Source organism: Arsenicicoccus cauae, assembly GCF_009707125.1.
In the GTDB taxonomy this organism is placed as follows: Bacteria; Actinomycetota; Actinomycetes; order Actinomycetales; family Dermatophilaceae; genus Arsenicicoccus; species Arsenicicoccus cauae.
This window is the reverse complement of the sequence record NZ_WLVL01000003.1, coordinates 82,274-102,583: the sequence shown is the minus strand read 5'-3', so window position 1 is coordinate 102,583 and position 20,310 is coordinate 82,274. Positions and strand designations below refer to the sequence as shown.

The window sequence follows — 20,310 nt, the reverse complement described above, 5'->3', positions numbered from 1 at the left end:
TCGAACGGCACCACCAGACCTTCAACAAGTGGCTCGCAGCCAGCGGGCACCAGCCCCAGACGCTGACGCACATGCAGGCCCTATGCGACCAGTACCAGGACTGGTACAACACCCAACGCTGGCACTCGGCCATCCGCGCTACCCCCGCCGCCACCTGGGCCAACGCCCCAGCGCTCGGCGGCCCCACCAGCCTGCCCGCTCAGACCGACGCCCACATCTACGCCGCCCGCGTCGACAAGACCGGCCGAGTCTGGATGCACGGCACCAGCATCACCATCGGACGGGCCCACACCGGACAGACGATGACCGTCGTGATCGACGGGCAGCACGCCAACGTCCACGACCACGACGGCCATCACCTCGGCCACCTCACCCTCGACCGCGACCGACGCAACCAAGGCCAGCTCATCGCCTAACCTGTCTCACATCCATCGAGACATCGCGTCCCACATGTACCGAGACACGACATCCAACATCCTTGGACCAAACCCTCACGATATTCGTGGGGCGCGCGTCAGGGCGCCCCAGCTGAGACTCAGCGCTTGTTGAACTCGTCCGTGACGCACTGCTGCATCTTGGCCGGGTCCTGGTCGTACTGCTGGCACTTCTGCGCGAGGTCCGCGAACATGATCGTGAACACCAGCATCGCGATCCCCATCACGGTGCCGATGATGCCGAGGATCAGACCCGCCATCGACAGGCCCTTGCCCCCGACGAGGCCCTGCTTGGCCTTCTTGTTGCCCATCACGCCGAGGACGATCGCGACGATGCCGGCGAGCAGGCCCGGCCAGCCCCCGCAGCACGCGAGCGGGATCGACAGGATGCCGAGGATCAGGGCGATGATGCCCAGCACGTTCGTGCCCTGCGGCTGCGGGGCGTAGCCCTGGCCGTAGGGCTGGTCCCCGTAGGGCGGCTGGCCCCCGTCATACGGCTGAGCGCCACCGGTCTGACCGTCGGCCGGCTGGTAGGGCTGGCTCCCGTACGGTTGGCTCCCGTAGGGCTGGCTCCCGTAGGGCTGGCTGCCGTACGCGCCGCCCGAGGCGGGACGCTCGGGCTCGCCGGCCGGGGGCGGCGGGTTCTGCGGGTGGTCGGTCATGGATTTCCCCTCTCGTCGGTGACGGACACGCCCGTCAGGGCGGCGCTGCCACGCTAGCCGCCGGCCGGGGGCGCGCCGTGGACGTCACCCGTGCGTCCGCAGGTCGTGGCCGTATCGTGGCCTGGTGCAGCAGACCTCCACCCCGGCACCGGCCCCCGCCGGCCCGCGGGCAAGGCCCGCCCTGCCGCTGGGGCTGCTGACCGGCGAGGCCCTGGCGCTCGGCACCCTGGCCGTGCGGGATCCCCACGTGGCGGGGTCGTGGGGGAGCTGCCCGTTCCTGACGATCACCGGTATGCCGTGCCCGTGGTGCGGAGGCCTCCGCTCGGTCAACGACCTCGTGCGCGGCGACCTGCTCGCCGCCGTGTCGTCCAACGCCCCCACCCTGCTTGCGGTGGTGGCCGTCGTGGCCGGCACCATCGCCTGGGTCGTGGTGGCCTGGCGGGCGGCCCGCGTCGGGGGAGCGGACCCGGTCGTCATACGTCTGCAGGAGGCCCCGGCCGGACGCTGGGCCGCAGCGGTGCTCCTGCTGTGGTGCGCCTTCGGCGTGGCCCGCTGGTGGGCGCCGCTGTCGTGGTGGCAGCCCTAGCCGACGGGTGGACGGATTCGGTGACCGCGCCACCAGTGGCTAGCCTGAGGCCGTGGCTTCGGTACTCGACGACATCATCGGCGGCGTCCGCGACGATCTCGCGCGCCGTCAGGCGCAGGCCTCCCTGGAGGAGCTGAAGCAGCGCGCCTCGCAGGTCGAGCCCGCCAAGGACGCCCGAGCCGCCCTCGCCGCGGGCCGCACCGCCGGTGTCCGGGTGATCGCCGAGGTCAAGCGGTCGAGCCCCAGCAAGGGCGCCCTGGCCCTGATCGCCGACCCGGCCGGGCTCGCAGCCGACTACCAGGCCGGCGGGGCCAGCGTCATCAGCGTCCTCACCGAGGAGCGCAGGTTCGGCGGGAGCCTGGCCGACCTCGACACGGTGCGGGCCGCCGTGGACGTGCCGGTGCTGCGCAAGGACTTCATGGTCGAGCCCTACCAGCTGTGGGAGGCGCGGGCGCACGGCGCCGATGTCATCCTGCTCATCGTGGCGGCCCTCGAGCAGCCCGTCCTGGTCTCGATGCGTGAGCGTGCCGAGTCCCTCGGCATGACGGCCCTGGTCGAGGTGCACGACGAGGACGAGGCGCGCCGGGCCCTCGACGCCGGCGCCCGGGTCGTCGGCGTCAACAACCGCAACCTCAAGACACTCGAGGTCGACCGCTCGACCTTCGGCCGGGTCGCCGCGGTGCTGCCCGACACGGTCGTGCGGGTCGCCGAGTCGGGGGTCCGCGGACCGCACGACGTGCTCGAGCTCGCCCGCGCCGGCGCCGACGCGGTCCTCGTCGGAGAGTCCCTCGTCACCGGGGGCAGCCCGCGGGACGCCGTCGCCGAGCTCGTCGCCGCCGGCGCCCACCCGGCCCTGCGCCACTGACCAGATCCGGAGACGCCGTATGACGAACCGCAGCCACCGCAGCCCCAGCGACGCCCAGCCGGGCGACCCGGTCGGCCGGTTCGGCGACTTCGGCGGGCGCTACGTCCCCGAGGCTCTCGTGGCCGCGCTCGACGAGCTCGACGAGCAGCGGCAGAAGGCCGCCCGTGACCCCGAGTTCATCGCCGAGCTCGAGCGGCTGCAGCGGACCTACACCGGCCGGCCGAGCATCGTCACCGAGGTGCCGCGCTTCGCCGAGCACTGCGGGGGAGCGCGGGTCATCCTCAAGCGGGAGGACCTCAACCACACGGGCTCCCACAAGATCAACAACGTCCTCGGCCAGGCCCTGCTGACGCGCCGGATGGGCAAGACCCGCGTCATCGCCGAGACGGGCGCCGGGCAGCACGGCGTGGCGACGGCCACCGCGGCGGCCCTGATGGGGCTCGAGTGCGTCGTCTACATGGGGGAGCGGGACACCGAGCGACAGGCGCTCAACGTCGCCCGCATGCGGCTCCTCGGGGCCGAGGTCGTCCCGGTGACGCACGGCAGCCGCACCCTCAAGGACGCGGTCAACGAGGCCTTCCGCGACTGGGTGGCCAACGTGGCCACCACCCACTACGTGCTGGGGACGGTCACCGGGCCGCACCCCTTCCCGGAGATGGTCCGGGACTTCCACAAGGTGATCGGCGAGGAGGCGCGCGAGCAGGTCCTCGAGCTCGTCGGCCGGCTGCCGGACGCCGTGTGCGCGTGCGTGGGCGGCGGGTCCAACGCGATGGGGATCTTCCACGCCTTCGTGCCCGACCGGCAGGTGCGGCTGGTCGGTCTCGAGGGCGGCGGCGAGGGCGTGGAGTCCGGGCGCCACGCCTCACGGTTCTCGACCGGCACCCCGGGCGTGCTCCACGGCGCCTTCACCTACCTCCTGCAGGACGACGAGGGCCAGACGATCGAGTCCCACTCGGTCTCGGCGGGCCTCGACTACCCCAGCGTCGGGCCCGAGCACGCCGCCCTGCACGCCTCCGGCCGCGCGGAGTACCACCCGATCACCGACGACGAGGCGATGGAGGCCTTCCGGCTGCTCACCCGCACCGAGGGGATCCTGCCTGCGATCGAGTCCAGCCACGCGCTCGCGGGCGCCATGAAGCTCGGCCGTGAGCTCGGGCCCGACGCGGTCATCCTCGTCAGCCTGTCGGGGCGCGGGGACAAGGACGTCGACAGCGCCGCCCGGTGGTTCGGGCTGATGGACGGCGAGGACTTCGCCCGGGCCGAGCAGATCAAGGCCGCCGAGCCCGTCGCCGACAACGAAGGGGTGGGCCAGTGAGCTCCCGGGTCACCGACGTCCTGCGGCGGTGCCGCGACGAGCACCGGGCCGCCCTGGTGGGCTACCTGCCCGTCGGCTACCCGGACGTCGACCGCTCGATCGAGGCCATGGTCGCCATGGTCGAGGCGGGCGTCGACGTCGTCGAGGTCGGCATCCCCTACAGCGACCCCGTCATGGACGGCCCGGTGATCCAGGACGCCGCCGTGCAGGCCCTGGCCGGCGGGGTGCGGCTCGCCGACGCCTTCCGTGCGGTCCGGGCCATCACCGATGCCGGGGGCGCCGCGGTCTGCATGACCTACATCAACCCCGTCCTGCGGTATGGCGTCGACCGGTTCGCCGCCGAGCTGGGCGCCAACGGCGGATCGGGGCTCATCACCCCCGACCTGATCCCTGACGAGGCCGGCGCGTGGATCGAGGCGGCCGAGCGCCACGACCTCGACCGCATCTTCCTCGTCGCCCCGTCCTCGACCACCGAGCGTCTGGCGAGCACGGCCGCCGCCTGCCGCGGGTTCGTCTACGTCACCGCCCTCATGGGCGTCACCGGGGCCCGGACCGCCGTCGGGCCCGAGGCGGCCCACCTCATCGAGCGGACCCGTGCCGTCACCGACACCCCGCTGTGCGTCGGGCTCGGCGTCTCCACCCGCGAGCAGGCGGCCCAGGTGGCGTCGTACGCCGACGGGGTCATCGTCGGGTCGGCCCTCGTGCGGGCGCTCACCGACGGTGTCGAGGAGCTGCAGGGCGTCGTGCGCGAGCTCGCCGCGGGGGTCCGGGAGGGCGGCCGATGAGCGCGGGTCGCTGGGGTGGCTGGGTGGGCCTGGTGGCCCGGCTCGTGCTGGGCGTCGTGCTGCTCGTCTCGGGCTACCTCAAGGTCGGCTCGCTCGAGTCCTCCGCCGAGGCCGTGCGCGCCTTCAAGATCCTGCCCTTCGACCTGGCCAACCTGGTCGGATATGTCCTGCCGGTGCTGGAGCTGGCCATCGGCGCGCTGCTGGTGCTCGGGCTGTTCACCCGTCTGGCCGCGGTCGCGGGCAGTCTGCTGATGGTCGCCTTCCTCATCGGCATCGTCAGCGTGTGGGTGCGCGGCATCTCCATCGACTGCGGCTGCTTCGGCGGGGGAGGCGTCGTGGCGCCCGAGGACACCAACTACCTGTGGGACGTCGTGCGCGACGCTGGCCTGCTGCTTTGCGGCGTGTGGCTGACGATCCGACCGCGCACCCCTGCGAGCATGGACCGATGGCTCTTCGGAGCCCCGACCAGACACTGATCGAGGAGCACCACCGATGAGCACGAGCTACGAGGAACGGCGCCGCAAGGCGCAGGCCGCGGCCCCGAGGGACAACAAGGCCAAGGTCGCAGCGGCGGCAGCGTTGGTCGCGCTGCTCGTCCTGGCCGCGGTCGGCTGGGCCATCTGGTCGCAGCAGTCCCACAAGAGCGAGGTCGCGGACACGATCGCCAACGCCTCGACGCCGCCCAACGCCACGACGGACGGCGGCGGGATCGTCGCCAACCCCGGCAAGGCCAAGGCCGGGGCCCCGACGCTCGTGATCTACGAGGACTTCCAGTGCCCCATCTGCAAGCAGGTCGAGGACGTCGTCGGCCCGACGGTGACCACGCTCGCCGACCAGGGCAAGGTCAGGCTCGAGTACCACCTGCGCAGCTTCCTGGACACCAACATCCAGCGGGCCATGCCCAACGTCCCCAACCCCGACTCGTCGCTGCGGGCGGCCTCGGCAGCGAGCTGCGCCGATGCGGCGGGACGGTTCAAGGCCTACCACGACGTCGTGTTCAAGCATCAGCCCGAGGAGGGCAAGGGCTACACCGACCAGCAGCTGCGCGTGGACTTCGCCCAGGAGGCCGGGCTGAGCGGTGACTCCCTCGCCGGCTTCCAGGCCTGCGTCCAGGACAAGAAGATGCAGGGCTATGCGACCAAGATGGAGCAGGTCGGCCAGCAGAAGGGCAACACGGGCACCCCCCAGTACCTCCTGAACGGCAAGGAGCTGTCCTTCCAGACCCTCGCCCAGGACCCGACCCAGCTCGAGAAGGACGTCGCCGCGGCGACGAAGTGATCCGGTGACGCCCATCCTCGCCGAGATCCCCAGCCCGACGCAGGGGGTCTGGCACCTTGGCCCCCTGCCCCTGCGTGCCTACGCGCTGTGCATCCTGGCCGGCATCCTCGTGGCGGTGTGGCTGACCCAGCGCCGGCTCGCGGCGCGCGGGGGTGACCCCGAGCGGGTCGTCGACGTGGCCATGTGGGCCGTGCCCTTCGGCATCGTCGGGGGCCGGCTCTACCACGTCATCTCCTCGCCGCGGGCGTACTTCGGGGAGGGTGGCCACCCCCTGGACGCCGTCAAGATCTGGAACGGCGGCCTCGGCATATGGGGAGCGGTCGCGCTGGGGGCGCTGGGGGCGTGGATCGGCTGCCGGCGCAGCGGCGTGTCCTACCTCGACTTCGCCGACGCCCTGGCCCCGGGCCTGCTGGTCGCCCAGGCGATCGGCCGGTGGGGCAACTGGTTCAACAACGAGCTGTACGGCGGACCGACCGACCTGCCCTGGGCGCTGCGGATCCACGAGTGGGACGCAGCTGCGGGGGAGGCGGTGCGCGACGTGTCGGGCCAGGCCGTCGTCCTGGGCCACTACCACCCGACCTTCCTTTACGAGTCGCTGTGGTGCCTGGGGGTGGCGGCCCTGCTGGTGTGGGCCGACCGGCGCCTCGACCTGCGGCGGGGTCAGGTCTTCGCGCTCTACGTCGTGGGCTACACGCTGGGGCGGGTGTGGATCGAGATGATGCGCGTCGACGAGGCCAACCACGTGCTGGGGCTGCGGCTCAACGTCTGGACCAGCCTCCTCGTCCTCGCCTTCGGTCTGGCATGGTTCGTCCTGGCTCGTCGAGGGCCACACAGCGTCTCGACAAACGACCCGATGGAATCTCATACTTCGGAATGAATAACGAGTCCCTCCCCACCGGGGGGCACTCTTTCACCCGTGTTGCTGCGTGGCCACCGCCGTCCCCGCAGCGATGCCTCATGACCGGACGGCGCCCCGCCCTCCGGCCCAGCACGGAGGACGGTGATCACCTGATGTCCCAGTCGTCTGCGACGTCCGCGAACCCTCGAAGCACCACGATCCCCACGACGTTCGCCCGCTTCGGCGCCCAGCCGGGGGACCAGGGGCTGTACCGCTCGGACAACGAGCACGACGCCTGCGGGGTCGCCATGGTGGCCACCCTCCGGGGCACGGCCGGGCACGACATCGTCGACCAGGCCCTGCTGGCCCTGACCAACCTGGAGCACCGCGGCGCCACCGGGGCCGACCCGCTCGTGGGTGACGGCGCGGGCATCCTCACCCAGGTCCCCGACGAGTTCCTCCGCGGGGTCACCGACTTCGCCCTCCCCACCGCCGGGACGTATGCCGTGGGCACGGCCTTCCTTCCCCAGGAAGGGGCCGAGCGCGCCGAGGCCGTCCGCACGATCGAGCGCATCGCCTCCGAGGAGAACCTCAAGGTGCTCGGCTGGCGCGAGGTGCCGGTCGAGCCGGGCTGCGTCGGCCAGGTCGCCCGGGACTGCATGCCGCACTTCGCCCAGCTGTTCGTCTCCGACATCACCGGTCGCCGCGAGGGTCTCGAGCTCGACCGGCTGGCCTTCTGCCTGCGCAAGCGCGCCGAGCACGAGGCGCACGTCTACCTCCCGTCGCTGTCCGCGCGCACCCTGGTCTACAAGGGCATGCTCACCACCGCCCAGCTCGAGCAGTTCTACCCCGACCTGTCGGACGAGCGGTTCGCCACGGCGTTGGCCCTCGTGCACTCACGGTTCTCGACCAACACCTTCCCGTCCTGGCCCAAGTCGCACCCCTACCGCTACATCGCGCACAACGGCGAGATCAACACGGTCAAGGGCAACCGCAACTGGATGCGCACGCGGGAGTCCATGCTCCGCAGCGACGTCATCCCCGGCGACCTCAAGCGGCTCTTTCCGATCTGCACGCCGGACGGGTCGGACTCCGCGTCCTTCGACGAGGTCCTCGAGCTGCTGCACCTCGGCGGCCGGTCGCTGCCGCACGCCGTGCTGATGATGATCCCCGAGGCGTGGGAGAACCACGCCGAGATGGACCCCGCCCGCCGGGCCTTCTACGAGTTCCACTCGATGTTCATGGAGCCCTGGGACGGCCCGGCGTGCGTGACCTTCACCGACGGATCCCTGGTCGGCGCCGTGCTGGACCGCAACGGGCTGCGCCCGGGGCGCTACTGGGTCACCGACGACGGGCTCGTGGTCCTCGCCTCCGAGTCCGGCGTCCTGCCCCTCGACGAGGAGCACGTGGTGCGCCGCGGGCGCCTGCAGCCGGGCCGGATGTTCCTCGTCGACACCGAGGCCCGCCGGATCGTCGAGGACGGCGAGATCAAGGCCCAGCTCGCGGCGGAGCAGCCCTACGCCGACTGGCTGGAGGCCGGCGTCATCAAGCTGTCCGACCTGCCCGAGCGCGAGCACATCGTCCACACCGCGGCCTCGGTCACCCGACGCCAGCAGACCTTCGGCTACACCCTCGAGGAGCTGCGGATCCTGCTGACGCCGATGGCGGTCAACGGCGCCGAGGCGCTCGGGTCGATGGGCACCGACACCCCCATCGCCGTGCTGTCCAGCCGCCCGCGCATGCTGTTCGACTACTTCACGCAGCTCTTCGCACAGGTCACCAACCCGCCGTTGGACGCCATCCGCGAGGAGCTGGTCACCTCGCTCGGGACCGCCGTGGGCCCCGAGGGCAATGCCCTGCTGCCGAGCGCCACGCAGGCCCGCCAGGTCGAGCTGTCCTTCCCCGTGATCGACAACGACGAGCTCGCCAAGATCGTCCACATCAACGCCGACGGCAACCTGCCCGGCTACGCCACCCACGTCGTCCGCGGGCTCTATCGCGTCGACGAGGGCGCCGAGGGCCTGCGGACCCGCCTGGAGGAGATCTTCGCCGAGGTCACGGAGGCGATCCGTGGCGGCGCGCGGTTGGTCATACTGTCCGACCGCGACTCCGACCGGGAGCACGCCCCCATCCCGTCGCTGCTGCTCACCTCGGCCGTCCACCACCACCTGATCCGCGAGAAGCTCCGCACCCAGGTGGGCCTGGTCGTCGAGGCCGGCGACGTCCGCGAGGTGCACCATGTCGCGCTGCTCGTGGGCTACGGCGCCGCCGCGATCAACCCCTACCTCGCGATGGAGTCCGTCGAGGTCCTGGTGCGCCAGGGCATCATCGAGGGGGTCACCCCCGAGAAGGCGGTCAAGAACCTCATCAAGGCGCTTGGCAAGGGCGTCCTGAAGGTCATGTCCAAGATGGGCATCTCGACCGTCGCGTCCTACCGCGGGGCGCAGGTCTTCGAGGCGATCGGTCTGTCGCAGGAACTGGTCGACACCTACTTCACCGGCACCGTCAGCCAGCTCGGCGGGATCGGCCTCGACGTCATCGCCGACGAGGTGGCCGCCCGTCACGTCACGGCCTACCCGGTGGACGGTGTGCGTCAGGCGCACCGCACCCTGCCCATCGGCGGGGAGTACCAGTGGCGCCGCGAGGGCGAGCCGCACCTGTTCGACCCCGAGACGGTGTTCCGCCTGCAGCACTCGACCCGCGAGCGGCGCTACGACATCTTCAAGCAGTACACCCGGCGCGTCGACGACCAGGCCCAGCGCCTGATGACGCTGCGCGGGCTGTTCGACCTGGCCTCCGACCGCCCCTCGATCCCCGTCGAGGAGGTCGAGCCGGTCAGCGAGATCGTCAAGCGGTTCTCGACCGGGGCGATGAGCTACGGCTCGATCTCCAAGGAGGCGCACGAGACCCTGGCCATCGCGATGAACCACCTCGGCGCCCGCTCCAACACCGGCGAGGGCGGCGAGGACGTCGACCGGCTGATGGACCCCGAGCGGCGCAGCGCGATCAAGCAGGTCGCCTCCGGCCGGTTCGGCGTGACCAGCCTCTACCTCACCGAGTCCGACGACATCCAGATCAAGATGGCGCAGGGCGCCAAGCCCGGCGAGGGCGGCCAGCTGCCCGGCCCCAAGGTCTACCCCTGGGTCGCCCGCACCCGGCACTCCACCCCGGGCGTCGGCCTCATCTCGCCGCCGCCGCACCACGACATCTACTCCATCGAGGATCTCGCCCAGCTGATCCACGACCTCAAGAACGCCAACCCGCAGGCCCGCGTCCACGTCAAGCTGGTCTCCGAGATCGGTGTCGGCACCATCGCGGCGGGCGTGTCCAAGGCGCACGCCGACGTCGTGCTCGTCTCCGGCCACGACGGCGGCACGGGAGCCTCCCCGCTCACCTCGCTCAAGCACGCCGGTGCCCCGTGGGAGATCGGCCTGGCCGAGACCCAGCAGACGCTGGTGCTCAACGGCCTGCGCGACCGCATCGTGGTGCAGACCGACGGCCAGCTCAAGACCGGTCGCGACGTCGTCGTGGCGGCGCTGCTCGGCGCCGAGGAGTTCGGCTTCGCCACGGCCCCGCTCGTCGTGTCGGGCTGCATCATGATGCGCGTCTGCCACCTGGACACCTGCCCGGTCGGCGTCGCGACGCAGAACCCCGAGCTGCGGGCGCGGTTCAGCGGCAAGCCCGAGTTCGTCGAGACCTTCTTCGAGTACATCGCGCAGGAGGTCCGCGAGCTCCTCGCCGAGCTGGGCTTCCGCTCGATCCAGGAGGCCATCGGCCAGACCGGCGTCATCAACACCCGCAAGGCGATCGACCACTGGAAGGCCAGCGGCCTGGACCTGTCGCCGGTCCTCGCCGAGGCCGTGCCCCTGGACGGCGCCGCGCGCCACCAGACCCAGGAGCAGGACCACGGGCTCCAGCACGCGCTCGACAACGAGCTGATCGAGCGGGCGCGCACCGCCATCGACGGCGGCGAGCCTGTGACCTTCGACGTCCCCGTCCGCAACGTCAACCGCACGGTCGGCACCATGCTGGGCAACGCGGTCACCCGAGCCCACCCCCACGGTCTGCCGGACGGGTCGATCACCGTGCGCCTGCACGGCTCGGCCGGGCAGTCGATCGGCGCCTTCCTGCCCGCAGGGATCACCCTGCAGCTGTTCGGCGACGCCAACGACTACGTCGGCAAGGGCCTGTCGGGCGGTCGCGTGGTCGTGCGGCCGGGCGAGCGCAGCGCGCTCGTGGCCGAGGACAACGTCATCGCCGGCAATGTCATCGGCTACGGCGGCACCACCGGCGAGATCTTCCTGCGGGGCACCGTGGGGGAGCGCTTCTGCGTGCGCAACTCCGGCATCACGGCGGTCGTCGAGGGCGTCGGCGACCACGGCTGCGAGTACATGACCGGGGGCCTGGCCATGATCCTCGGCGAGGCGGGCCGCAACTTCGCGGCCGGCATGTCCGGCGGCGTGGCCTACCTGCTCGACGCCCGCACCGACCGCGTCAACACCGAGCTCGTCGACGTGCTGCCGCTGCGTGACCTGGACAAGCCGGTGGTCGAGGGTCTGCTCCGCGACCACCTGCGCTGGACCGACTCCACCGTGGCCGCCGGCCTGCTGGAGGACCTCGAGGCGGCCTACGCCCGCTTCACCCTGGTGCTGCCCCGCGACTACCAGCGCGTGCTGGACGTCCGCGCCCAGGCCGAGACCGAAGGACTGGACCTCGAGGGCGACGAGGTCTGGGACCGCATCATGGAGGCTTCCCGTGGCTGACCCCCGTGGATTCTTGAAGAACCGCCAGCGGGAGCTGCCCAAGCGGCGCCCGGTGCCGGTGCGCATCCAGGACTGGAAGGAGGTCTACGAGGCGCAGCCCGTGGACCAGCTCCAGCGGCAGGCAGGGCGTTGCATGGATTGCGGCATCCCCTTCTGCCACAGCGGGTGCCCCCTCGGCAACCTCATCCCCGAGTGGAACACCCAGGCCTGGCGCGGCGACTGGCGCGACGCCATCGACCGCCTCCACGCGACCAACAACTTCCCGGAGTTCACCGGTCGCCTGTGCCCGGCCCCCTGCGAGACCGCCTGCGTCCTCGGCATCAACCAGGAGCCGGTGACGATCAAGCAGATCGAGGTGACGACCGTCGAGCGGGCCTTCGAGGCGCAGCGCGTCGACCCCCAGCCGCCGGAGCGGCTGTCGGGCAAGCGCGTGGCGGTCGTGGGCTCGGGACCGGCCGGCCTGGCGGCGGCCCAGCAGCTGACCCGCGCCGGCCACACCGTCGCGGTCTACGAGCGCGCCGACAAGCCCGGGGGGCTCCTGCGCTACGGCATCCCCGAGTTCAAGATGGAGAAGGCCGTCCTTGACCGCCGGCTCAACCAGATGACGCAGGAGGGCACGATCTTTCGCTCCGGCGTCAAGGTCGGCGAGGACCTGACCGGCGACCAGCTGCGGGAGCGCTACGACGCGGTCGTGCTCGCGATCGGCTCGACGGTGCCGCGCGACCTGCCGGTCCCCGGGCGCGAGCTGCGCGGCATCCACCAGGCGATGGACTTCCTGCCCCCCGCCAACCGCGTGGCCCTCGGGCAGCGGGTCGAGGGACAGGTCACCGCCGAGGGCAAGGACGTCGTCATCATCGGCGGCGGCGACACGGGCGCGGACTGCCTCGGCACCTCGATCCGCCAGGGCGCACGGTCGATCACCAGCCTGGAGATCATGGGCCGGCCGGGGGAGCTGCGTCCCGCCCACCAGCCCTGGCCGACCTACCCGATGCTCTACCGCGTCGCGAGCGCGCACGAGGAGGGCGGCGACCGCGTCTACGCCGTCAGCACCAAGGAGTTCGTCGGCGACGACGACGGCAACGTCGCGGGTCTGCGCATCACCGAGGTGGAGATGCGCGACGGCAGGTTCGAGGAGGTCGAGGGCAGCGAGCGCGTGATCCCCGCCCAGCTCGTCCTGCTGGCCATGGGCTTCCTCGGCCCGCAGCGCGAGGGCCTGGTCGACCAGCTGGGCGTCGCGCTCGACGAGCGCTCCAACATCCGCCGCGACCCGAGCTTCATGACCTCTGTCCCCGGCATCTTCGTCGCCGGGGACGCCGGCCGGGGCCAGTCGCTCATCGTATGGGCCATCGCCGAGGGGCGCAGCGCCGCCCAGGGCGTCGACGCCTACCTCACCGGCGGGACCTCCCGGCTCCCGCGGCCGGTCGATCCGACGGACCGGCCCTTGGTGGTCTGACCCCAGCACGCCGTATGCCGGTGGCCCGCTGCACGGCGGGCGACCGGCATACGGCTGTCCGGACCCTCGACGGGCGCGGGGCCCATCCTGACTCCCGCCACCCGGTCCCGGCGGCATTGTGGCGCACGCCACTGCCCTAGGATGGGAGCCATGCGCCGAGCCAAGATCGTCTGCACCATCGGGCCGGCCACATCCTCCATCGAGCAGATGCGCAAGCTGGTTGCTGCCGGGATGGACGTGGCTCGCCTCAACTTCTCCCACGGGTCCCACGAGGACCACCAGCAGGTCTACGCCAACGTGCGGGCCGCGTCCGACGAGGTCGGCCGCGCGGTGGGCACCCTCGTCGACCTGCAGGGCCCCAAGATCCGCACCGGGCGGTTCGCCAACGGCCCCATCCTGCTGACGAAGGGCGACCGGTTCACCATCACCACCGACGACGTCCAGGGCGACCAGGAGCGAGTCGGCACGACCTACAAGGGCCTGCCGGGCGACGTCTCGCCGGGGGACCGCCTGCTCATCGACGACGGCAAGGTCGGCCTGCGCGCCGTCGAGGTCACCGATACCGACGTGGTCACCGAGGTAGTCGAGGGCGGCTTCGTCTCCAACAACAAGGGCATCAACCTGCCCGGCGTGGCCGTGAGCGTCCCGGCACTGTCCGACAAGGACGAGGCGGACCTGCGGTTCGCCCTGCGGCTGGGCTGCGACATGGTCGCCCTGTCCTTCGTGCGCTCCGCGGCCGACGTCGACGACGTGCACCGCATCATGGACGAGGTCGGCCGCCGCGTCCCCGTCATCGCCAAGATCGAGAAGCCCCAGGCGATCGACAACCTCGAGGAGATCGTGCAGCGCTTCGACGCCGTCATGGTCGCCCGCGGCGACCTTGGCGTGGAGCTGCCCTTCGAGGAGGTCCCGATCGTGCAGAAGCTCGCGATCGAGCTGTGCCGCAAGTACGCCCGTCCCGTCATCGTCGCCACGCAGGTGCTGGAGTCGATGATCGAGAACTCCCGGCCCACCCGCGCCGAGGCCTCGGACTGCGCCAACGCCGTGCTCGACGGCGCGGACGCGATCATGCTGTCGGGCGAGACCTCGGTGGGCAAGTGGCCGATCGAGACGGTGCAGGCCATGGCCCGCATCATCGAGTCGACCGAGGAGCACGGCCTGTCCCGCGTCCTGCCCACGCCCGAGCCGCGCTGGCACGTGGGTGACGCGGTCACGCAGGCCGCGGTCGACATCGCGCGCCACCTCGACGTGCGCTACCTGGTGACCTTCACCCAGTCCGGCAAGTCCGCACGCCTGCTGTCCCGCCTGCGCTGCAGCATCCCGGTGCTGGCGTTCAGCCCCGAGCAGGCCACGCGCTCGCGGCTGTCGCTGTCCTGGGGCGTGGAGACCTTCCTCGTGCCGGGGGCCAGCCACACCGACGAGATGGTCATGCAGGTCGACCTGGCCCTGCTGGCTGCCGGCCGGGTCGAGGAGGGCGACTACGTCGTGATCGTCGCCGGCACGCCCCCGGGGGTGGAGGGCTCGACCAACTCCGTGCGGGTGCACCGCATGGGCGACTCGATCAACCACCGGATGGGACGCACGCTCGACGAGCAGCCCGCCTGACGAGGTGACGCCCGTCCGTACGCCGGCCCGTGCAGGGGCCGGTAGCATGGGTGGGCACCTTGCCGGGGTGGTGGAATGGCAGACACAGAGCACTCAAAATGCTCCGCCCGCAAGGGCGTGCGGGTTCGAGTCCCGCCCTCGGCACCACGGCTCACACGGCCTGCCCGGTCGCCCGGCGCACCGGTGAGCGACTAGAGTGACGGGGTGACTGAGCACCCCGTGACCACCGGCCGCCGCATCCTCGTCGCCGAGGACGAGGCCCTCATCCGACTCGACCTGGTGGAGATGCTCCGCGACGCGGGCCACGAGATCGTCGGTCAGGCCAGCAACGGCGAGCAGGCGGTCGAGCTCGCCTCCGAGCACAAGCCCGATATCGTCATCATGGACGTCAAGATGCCCGTCCTGGACGGGATCTCGGCGGCGGAGCAGATCGGCAACGCCAAGATCTGCCCGGTCGTGATGCTCACGGCGTTCAGCCAGACCGAGCTCGTCGAGCGCGCGCGCGACGCGGGCGTCATGGCCTACATCGTCAAGCCGTTCACCGCGGCGGACCTCGCTCCGGCCATCGACATCGCCGTGTCGCGGTGGGCGGAGTACCAAGCGCTGGAGTCCGAGATCGCCGACCTGTCCGAGCGGCTGGAGACCCGCAAGTCGGTCGACCGGGCCAAGGGCGTACTGATGGCGAAGCTCAAGCTGAGCGAGGCCGACGCCTTCCGGTGGATCCAAAAGACGGCCATGGACCGCCGCATGGGGATGAAGCAGGTCGCCGACGCCGTCATCACCGGCATGGGCGACGACAAGGCCAAGAAGTAGCCCCATCGCCCACCCAGCCCCAGACCCCCACCCCGGGGTTTCGGGTTTGGGGGTCCGGGGGGTCCGGGGTCCAGGGACTCAGCGGAGAGCGACCACCAGCTGGGTGAGCAGGGGCGCCACGACGAGCGCCGGCAGCAGGTCCCCGACGGGGATCTCCCGGATCCGTAGCAGGCGCAGCGCGATCGCCACCAGCAGCAGCCCACCCGTCGCCGTCAGCGCCGCGATGTGCGCCTCGGGCAGCACCGACCCGAGCAGGACACCGACCACCGTCAGGGCGCCCTGGACGACGGCGACCGAGACCGCCGACAGCAGCACCCCGATCCCGAAGGTCGAGGCGAAGGCCAGCGCGGCGAACCCGTCCAGCACCGACTTGAGGGCGAGCTGGTCGATGCCGCGCCCGAGCCCGTCGTTGAGGGACCCCAGGATCGTGAGCGGCCCGACGCAGAACAGCAGGCTCGCCGTCAGCCAGCCCTCGATGAACCTCTCCCGCTCCTCGTCGGCCGACGCGCCGTCCCCGGCGGCTGCGTCGGGACCGGAGGCAGCGCTGCGGTGGACGCGCCGCTGCACCGCTGCGGCGAGCCCCTCCAGCCGTCGCTCGATGTGCAGCGCCGAGCCGCAGATGGCGCCGACGAGCAGGGATCCCAGGACGATCAGCATGGGGGCACCCGTGCCGACAGCGTCGGTCAGGCTGCGCGAGGTCACCTCCCACGCGGACAACAGGGCCATCAGCAGCGTGGTGAGGCCGAGGCAGTCCGTCACGATCGACCGGGTGCGCTCGGGAAGCCGGTTGCCGATCACCATGCCGAGGGAGGCCCCGAGGAGGACGGCGACGACATTGACGACCGTGCCGAGGCCGGGGAACGCAGCGCTCATAGGCGCAGAGTAGGCGTCCGGTCGCACGCCGTGGGCGACCGACCGGTCCGTGGCCGGGAGAGAGAAGCCATGAGGGCCACCCCGGCTACCCAAACCATCGGGGGGCGTGCCATATTTTGCTGTGGAGAGTGCTTCGGGGGAGGCATGCGCCAACCGTTCGTCCCGGTCATTTCCCTGGAGGTACTCATGGCACGGTCGTGGACCGTCGCGCGTCTGGTCGGGCACGAGGACTGGGCCGGCGTGCATCGGCTGTGGTCCGACGCCCTCGCGGACGCCACCCCTGCCGGTGACGTTGCCGGGCGGCAGGTCGGCGCGGAGCGTCTCGAGCAGGTCCTCAGCCGTCCCGGGGTCACGACGATGGTCGCCGAGCACGACGACGACCTGGTGGGGCTCATGGTCGCCACCAGCAACCCCCTCAGCGGGCTGACGGACTCGGCCTGCGTCACCGTGGAGATCCTTTACGTCACGCCCGCCCGCCGCGGTCGCGGGATCGGCCACCTGCTCCTGGCCAAGGCCGCCGTGCTGGCCGAGCAGACCGGCGCCACCCACGTCGTGTCCAACGTCCCCAGCCAGTCGCGCGACCTCAACCGGTTCTTTGCCCGGATGGGGTTCGCGTCCACCGTGACCCGCAGGATCACCTCTCCCGCAGCCCTGCGCCGCCGACTGTCCGGCGAGGAGGGGGGCCGCCCCTTCGACAAGGTGCTGGCCCGCCGACGGTCACTGCGGGCCCGCACCGGTCTCACCCAGCCTCTGGAGATCGTGCAGGCCGGCGCCAGCGCCTCCTGACGGGTCCGGTCACACCTCGTCGCGCAGGGCGCAGGTGATCCGCGAGGTGCAGACGCGCCGCCCCTGCTCGTCGCTGATCACGACGTCGTAGCACGCGGTCGTGCGGCCGACGTGCACGGCCGTGGCGACGCCCGTGACGGCGCCAGAGCGCACCGATCGGTGGTGCGTGGCATTGATGTCGACGCCCACGGCATACCTGCCCGGTCCTGCGGCCAGCATGGCCGCGATGCTGCCGAGGGTCTCCGCGAGGACCACCGAGGCGCCACCGTGGAGCAGCCCGTAGGGCTGAGTGTTGCCCTCGACGTCCATCGTCCCGCAGCACCGCTGCGCGGACGCCTCGGTCAGCTCGATCGCCATCCGCTCGATCAGGGTGCCGCGGCCGGCGTCCCGCAGCTGCTCGAGGGTGGTGGACGGGTCGGGCTCGGTCGCCGTTGCGGGTGTGTCGGTCATACGGCCTAGGCTGCCATGCGTGACGCGACTTCTGCTCCTCGACGGACACTCCCTGGCCTACCGCGCGTTCTTCGCCCTGCCGGCCGAGAACTTCTCGACGACGACAGGTCAGACCACCAACGCCGTCTACGGCTTCACCTCCATGCTGATCAACCTGCTGCGCGACGAGGAGCCGACGCACGTCGCGGTCGCCTTCGACCTGTCGCGCCAGACCTTCCGCACCGAGGCCTACGCGGACTACAAGGCGGGCCGCGCCACGACGCCCGACGAGTTCAAGGGCCAGGTCTCGCTCATCCAGGAGGTGCTGGACGCGATGCGCATCCCTCACCTGCAGGCCGAGGGGTTCGAGGCCGACGACATCATCGCCACGCTCACGACGCAGGCGGCCGCCGCAGGTCTGGACGAGGTGGTGATCTGCTCGGGCGACCGGGACGCCTTCCAGCTCGTCGACGAGCGCACCACCTTGCTCTACCCCGTCCGCGGCGTGTCCGAGGTGTGGCGCATGGACCCCGCGGCCGTCGAGAGCAAGTACCTCGTGCCCCCCGAGCGCTACAGCGACCTCGCGGCCCTCGTGGGGGAGACCTCCGACAACCTCCCTGGCGTGCCGGGGGTCGGGCCCAAGACCGCGGCCAAGTGGATCACGCAGTATGGCGACCTCGCGGGGATCGTCGAGCACGTCGGTGAGATCAAGGGCAAGGCGGGCGAGGCGCTGCGAGCCCACCTCGACCAGGTGCTGCGCAACCGGCAGCTCAACCAGCTGGTCACGGACGTGGACCTGCCGCTCGGCATCGCGGACCTGCAGCGGGCCAACTGGGAGCGCGACGAGGTGCACCGCGTCTTCGACGGGCTCGAGTTCCGGGTGCTGCGCGACCGGCTCTTCGCCACTGTGGAGTCCGCCGCGCCGGAGGCGGAGTCTGGCTTCGACCTCGACGGGACCGTGCTGGAGGCCGACGAGCTGGGGGACTGGCTGTCGAGCCACGGCCGGTCGGGGTCGGTGGGGCTGGTCGTCGACGGACGATGGGCGCGCGGCACGGGCGACGTGGAGGGGCTGGCGCTCGCGGCCGAGGACGGCGCCGGGGCCTACCTCGACGTGACGTCCCTGACGCCCGAGGCCGAGGCCGCCCTCGCCGCCTGGCTCGCCGACGCCTCGGTCCCCAAGGTCCTGCACGACGCCAAGGGCCAGCTCCAGGCGCTGGCGGCGAGGGGCTTCGCCGACGTCGCGGGTGTCCTCCTCGACACGGCCCTGGCGGCCTACCTCGTCCGCCCCGACCAGCGGTCCTACGACCTGGCCGATCTCACCCTGCGGCACCTGCACCGCGAGCTGCGGGTCGAGGGCGCGAGCGACGGGCAGGGGATGCTGGACTTCACCGCCGACCAGGACGCCGAGGCCCAGGCCTCCATGGTCAAGGCACGGGCCGTCCTCGACCTGTCCGCCGTGCTCGACCAGGAGCTCGTCGCCACCGGGCAGCGCGACCTGCTCGCCGACGTCGAGCTGCCGCTGCTGAGCGTGCTGGCGCAGATGGAGCGGGTGGGCATCGCGGTCGACGAGGAGGGGCTGGCCCGCCTCGAGTCGCACTTCGCCGACCTGGTGGCGCAGGCCCAGGCGGACGCCCACACGGCCATCGACGACGACAGCATCAACCTCGGGTCGCCCAAGCAGCTGCAGGTCGTGCTCTTCGAGCGCCTCGACATGCCGCGCACCAAGCGGACCAAGACCGGCTACACCACCGACGCCGAGGCGCTCGCGGATCTGCACACCAAGACCGAGCACCCCTTCCTCGAGGCCCTGCTGCGGCACCGCGACGCGGCCAAGCTCCGCTCCACGATCGAGGGGCTGCGCAAGTCCGTCGCGGAGGACGGACGGATCCACACCACCTACCTGCAGACCGTGGCGGCCACCGGTCGGCTCAGCTCCACCGAGCCCAACCTGCAGAACGTCCCCATCCGCACCGAGGAGGGCCGCCGGATCCGGTCCGTCTTCGTGGTCGGGCGGGGTCGCCACGGCGACGAGCCGGTGGACTACACGTCGCTGATGTCGGCCGACTACAGCCAGATCGAGATGCGCATCATGGCCCACCTGTCCGGTGACGCCGGGCTCATCGAGGCCTTCCGCACGGGCGAGGACCTGCACCGGTTCGTGGGGTCGCGCGTGTTCCAGGTCGAGCCCGAGGACGTGACCGCCGCGATGCGCTCCAAGGTCAAGGCCATGAGCTATGGGCTCGCCTACGGCCTGTCGGCCTTCGGCCTGTCCAAGCAGCTGCGCATCTCCACGGGCGAGGCCCAGGGGCTGATGGACGGCTACTTCGAGCGGTTCGGCGGGGTCCGCGACTACCTGCGCGAGGTGGTCGCCGAGGCACGTGCCACGGGCTACACCGCGACCATCCTCGGGCGACGCCGCTACCTGCCCGACCTGACGAGCGACAACCGCAACCGCCGCGAGATGGCCGAGCGGATGGCCCTCAACGCCCCGATCCAGGGCTCGGCCGCCGACCTCATCAAGGTGGCGATGCTCGGTGTCGACCGGGCCCTGCGCGCCGAGGACCTGCGGTCCCGGATGCTCCTGCAGGTGCACGACGAGCTGCTGCTCGAGATCGCGCCGGGGGAGCGGGACACCGTGGAGGCGCTGGTGCGTCGGGAGATGGGTGGTGCCGCCCGGCTGGACGTCCCCCTGGACGTCCACGTGGGGGTGGGCCGCTCGTGGCAGGACGCCGAGCACTGACGGGAGGCCGATCCGCGGACCCGACGGTTCGAGGACCGGGCAACCAGGCGAGGCCCAGCCAACTCTCCTAGAGTTCACTGGGCGC

Annotated in this window: 17 protein-coding genes and 1 tRNA gene; 15 read left to right on the top strand and 3 right to left on the bottom strand. The window is 71.6% G+C overall.

What is annotated here, in order from left to right; genetic code table 11:
* On the top strand, positions 1-416 hold a 416-nt coding region (locus GGG17_RS01030; RefSeq protein ID WP_154591942.1), incomplete at its 5' end, for an integrase core domain-containing protein.
* A gap of 119 nt (positions 417-535) precedes the next feature.
* Here the strand turns inward: GGG17_RS01030 and GGG17_RS01025 are convergent.
* Positions 536-1,096, bottom strand: a complete 561-nt coding sequence (locus tag GGG17_RS01025) for a DUF4190 domain-containing protein (protein WP_154591941.1) — start codon at positions 1,094-1,096, stop codon at positions 536-538.
* 124 nt (positions 1,097-1,220) lie between these two features.
* On the opposite strand from GGG17_RS01025, the gene GGG17_RS01020 reads away from it, so the two are divergent.
* The 12 genes from GGG17_RS01020 (at position 1,221) to GGG17_RS00965 (ending at position 15,397) form a co-directional block, all read left to right on the top strand.
* The gene (locus GGG17_RS01020; RefSeq protein WP_288797568.1) at positions 1,221-1,682 is read left to right on the top strand and encodes a DUF2752 domain-containing protein; all 462 of its coding nucleotides are present in this window, start codon (positions 1,221-1,223) and stop codon (positions 1,680-1,682) included.
* 52 nt (positions 1,683-1,734) lie between these two features.
* Positions 1,735-2,547 carry an indole-3-glycerol phosphate synthase TrpC gene (gene trpC / locus GGG17_RS01015; RefSeq protein WP_311966331.1) on the top strand — a complete coding sequence of 271 codons (813 nt, stop codon included), beginning with the start codon at positions 1,735-1,737 and terminating at the stop codon, positions 2,545-2,547.
* A 19-nt stretch (positions 2,548-2,566) separates the two neighbouring features.
* Complete coding sequence (gene trpB / locus GGG17_RS01010) at positions 2,567-3,862, top strand: tryptophan synthase subunit beta (RefSeq protein WP_154591940.1); 1,296 nt, start codon at positions 2,567-2,569, stop codon at positions 3,860-3,862.
* Positions 3,859-4,647 carry a tryptophan synthase subunit alpha gene (gene trpA, locus GGG17_RS01005; protein ID WP_311966330.1) on the top strand — a complete coding sequence of 263 codons (789 nt, stop codon included), beginning with the start codon at positions 3,859-3,861 and terminating at the stop codon, positions 4,645-4,647. The genes trpB and trpA overlap by 4 nt, the downstream gene beginning before the upstream one ends.
* Positions 4,644-5,123, top strand: coding sequence for a MauE/DoxX family redox-associated membrane protein (locus tag GGG17_RS01000; RefSeq protein WP_154591939.1), 480 nt, complete (start codon positions 4,644-4,646; stop codon positions 5,121-5,123). Before trpA ends, GGG17_RS01000 begins: the two co-directional genes overlap by 4 nt.
* Positions 5,124-5,139: 16 nt before the next feature.
* Complete coding sequence (locus GGG17_RS00995) at positions 5,140-5,925, top strand: DsbA family protein (protein ID WP_154591938.1); 786 nt, start codon at positions 5,140-5,142, stop codon at positions 5,923-5,925.
* Between the two features lie 13 nt (positions 5,926-5,938).
* On the top strand, positions 5,939-6,802 hold the full coding sequence (gene lgt, locus GGG17_RS00990) for a prolipoprotein diacylglyceryl transferase (protein ID WP_311966332.1): 864 nt from the start codon (positions 5,939-5,941) through the stop codon (positions 6,800-6,802).
* A gap of 134 nt (positions 6,803-6,936) precedes the next feature.
* Positions 6,937-11,526, top strand: a complete 4,590-nt coding sequence (gene gltB / locus GGG17_RS00985; protein WP_154591937.1) for a glutamate synthase large subunit — start codon at positions 6,937-6,939, stop codon at positions 11,524-11,526.
* Positions 11,519-12,979, top strand: coding sequence for a glutamate synthase subunit beta (locus tag GGG17_RS00980; protein ID WP_288797562.1), 1,461 nt, complete (start codon positions 11,519-11,521; stop codon positions 12,977-12,979). The genes gltB and GGG17_RS00980 overlap by 8 nt, the downstream gene beginning before the upstream one ends.
* A gap of 150 nt (positions 12,980-13,129) precedes the next feature.
* Positions 13,130-14,584 (top strand): pyruvate kinase, encoded by a 1,455-nt coding sequence (gene pyk, locus GGG17_RS00975; RefSeq protein WP_154591936.1) that lies wholly within the window; start codon positions 13,130-13,132, stop codon positions 14,582-14,584.
* 61 nt (positions 14,585-14,645) lie between these two features.
* Positions 14,646-14,731: transfer RNA gene (locus GGG17_RS00970), tRNA-Leu, on the top strand.
* 57 nt (positions 14,732-14,788) lie between these two features.
* Complete coding sequence (locus GGG17_RS00965; protein WP_288797561.1) at positions 14,789-15,397, top strand: ANTAR domain-containing response regulator; 609 nt, start codon at positions 14,789-14,791, stop codon at positions 15,395-15,397.
* Positions 15,398-15,475: 78 nt separating this feature from the next.
* Here the strand turns inward: GGG17_RS00965 and GGG17_RS00960 are convergent, their stop codons facing one another.
* Positions 15,476-16,270, bottom strand: coding sequence for a DUF554 domain-containing protein (locus GGG17_RS00960; RefSeq protein WP_154591935.1), 795 nt, complete (start codon positions 16,268-16,270; stop codon positions 15,476-15,478).
* A 186-nt stretch (positions 16,271-16,456) separates the two neighbouring features.
* Here GGG17_RS00960 and GGG17_RS00955 point away from each other — a divergent pair, with 186 nt between their 5' ends.
* Positions 16,457-17,056 carry a GNAT family N-acetyltransferase gene (locus GGG17_RS00955; protein WP_195849070.1) on the top strand — a complete coding sequence of 200 codons (600 nt, stop codon included), beginning with the start codon at positions 16,457-16,459 and terminating at the stop codon, positions 17,054-17,056.
* A gap of 9 nt (positions 17,057-17,065) precedes the next feature.
* Here GGG17_RS00955 and GGG17_RS00950 read toward each other — a convergent pair whose 3' ends face one another.
* Entirely contained in the window at positions 17,066-17,506 is a 441-nt protein-coding gene (locus tag GGG17_RS00950) for a hotdog fold thioesterase (RefSeq protein WP_154591933.1), read from the bottom strand.
* A 19-nt stretch (positions 17,507-17,525) separates the two neighbouring features.
* On the opposite strand from GGG17_RS00950, the gene polA reads away from it, so the two are divergent.
* Positions 17,526-20,225, top strand: a complete 2,700-nt coding sequence (polA, locus tag GGG17_RS00945; protein ID WP_288797559.1) for a DNA polymerase I — start codon at positions 17,526-17,528, stop codon at positions 20,223-20,225.
* Positions 20,226-20,310 lie beyond the last annotated feature (85 nt).